Consider the following 928-nt stretch of genomic DNA (forward strand, 5'->3'; position numbering starts at 1 on the left):
CATATGGCATAATATAATTCACGCCCTCTGGACGTAGGTGTATAAAATTTCATATACACCACTCGCCCAGCTTCCTCAATTAAGAGAAATGACAAAACAGACAACACACTCACTATAAGCATGGCAATATATTTATTTTTTCCATGAAGCATATTTCTTCGCCTCTGCCGGGGTGATTTTATCCGCTAATTTGTTCGGGTTAACAGCCATCACACGCTCGATTAAACGAGCAGCTGGGTATGTACCAGACTCATTTTTCACAGTGACATATTTATATTTCTGCTCCGCATACAGCGCCCCTCTTAGAACAAAGTAGTTATCATATGTATTGGAGTAATCAAAGTCACCAGTAACTCTACCGGTTGGAGTTCCCGGCCCCCATTTAATCCCTGTATCAACTACTTCAGCAATGCTTCTGTACGTTCTATACGTGTCTACAGCAAACGGAATCTGTCCAACTGCATCGGTCCAGTATGGCATACCATCAATCATAACCAATAAATAACCAGCCCCTCCCTGACTGGATACTTTCCAGTCTCCAGGCATCCCTTTAGCAAAAGATAATGACATACGATCAACTGAAGCAAATTCATCTATCTGCTTCCACGTAAAATGTTTATAGGCATCTTTAGTATATTCTTTCGTGTTGAGATATATCAACTCCCGATAATTATCTGCTAGCGGCTCAAACCACTGATATTGATACTTGTCATATAGCGTCTGCGCTGTTACAAACTTTAATCCTTCACTAGGAGCACGCAGTACGAATAGAATCAATCCATCTTTTCGAGTCACCACGATAACATCTGGCAGTTTGACATGTTCGGGGTCATTTTTTTTAGAGTCGGTCAACTCCATTTCTTTTTTTAAATAGGTATTTCCTTTTCTAGTAACAAATTCTAGTGTATTTCCATCAATGGTGATGTTC

Annotated in this window: 1 protein-coding gene; it reads right to left on the minus strand. The window is 40.1% G+C overall.

All coding sequences use genetic code 11. The features are described 5' to 3' along the window. Positions 1 to 132: 132 nt before the first annotated feature. Positions 133 to 928 (minus strand): hypothetical protein (locus LG31_RS21240; RefSeq protein ID WP_161785980.1); only part of this gene is annotated, 796 nt, incomplete at its 5' end.

Source organism: Aeromonas lacus (genome assembly GCF_000764665.1).
GTDB classification, from domain to species: domain Bacteria; phylum Pseudomonadota; class Gammaproteobacteria; order Enterobacterales; family Aeromonadaceae; genus Aeromonas; species Aeromonas lacus.